Source organism: Intestinirhabdus alba, assembly GCF_009711095.1.
Classification (GTDB): domain Bacteria; phylum Pseudomonadota; class Gammaproteobacteria; order Enterobacterales; family Enterobacteriaceae; genus Intestinirhabdus; species Intestinirhabdus alba.
In genome coordinates, this window is sequence record NZ_WMJZ01000120.1 from 1 (window position 1) to 904 (window position 904).

Annotated in this window: 2 protein-coding genes; both read left to right on the plus strand. The window is 59.5% G+C overall.

What is annotated here, in order from left to right; genetic code table 11:
- Positions 1–399 (plus strand): DUF3304 domain-containing protein (locus tag GJV78_RS22675; protein ID WP_155110307.1); only part of this gene is annotated, 399 nt, incomplete at its 5' end.
- Positions 387–904: phospholipase effector Tle1 domain-containing protein (locus GJV78_RS22680; RefSeq protein ID WP_167519723.1), on the plus strand; the 518-nt coding region annotated here is incomplete at its 3' end. The genes GJV78_RS22675 and GJV78_RS22680, both read left to right, overlap by 13 nt.

Below are 904 nucleotides of genomic sequence, written 5' to 3' on the forward strand. Positions count from 1 at the left end.
ATTCCTCGTTTCAGCGTCAACGGCAGCCCGGGGCCGAATATAGGCGCGTTTGGCGAAGGGGGAGGAGCCTGCTGTATCTCCCTGCCGGAGAAGTGGCGGCCCGGCCTGAAGGCCGACGTGGAGTGGGTGGTCAGCACCAGCCCCGATACAATACCCTTTCCTGGCTATGAAGACTGGGAAAAATACGAGGCCTGGGAAAAGCATTACAAGGATGGACTGGTGAAGCATCGAACCACCGTTGATATACCCGATTACGGTAATGAGAAATGCGGGCTGACGGTGCACTTTCTGCCCTGTAACCAGATTAAGGTTACCGCGTCATGCTGGGGAGCGAACAGGCCGGAGCATCCGGTAAAAGAGCCGCGAGAAATGGAGGAGCCCGCCGTATGTCCGGAATAAATGCCAGCCCGCTGTGGGCACCCCCCTGTTTCCCCGCAAAGGGACGTTTGCCCGATACGCCGGACCAGGTGCAGACCAACGTGGATCTCCAGTATCGCGAGGAAAAGGAGCACAAGCTGGCGCTGAACGCGCAGAACGGTCTCAGCAACGTGACGCCCTGCTGCAAGAGCCTGCATATCAGCCTGTTCTTTGACGGCACCAATAACAATGAACGGGCCAGCAGTGAGGCCGCCCGGCCCAACCCCAGCAATATTGCCCGGCTCTATCATGCGGCGCTGGAGGATATCGACAGCGGATATTATCGCTACTATATGCCCGGGGTGGGCACCGCCTTCCCGGAAATCGGCGAGCTGGATTTCAGCAGTGAGGGGTTGAAGTACGCCCGCGGCGGGGAGGCGCGGATCAACTGGGCGCTGCTGCGTATTGTCGACGCCGTTAAACATACGTTAACGGGGAAAGGCCTGGACGATAACGAGGCGAGGGCGCTGACGCACGCCCTGGACGA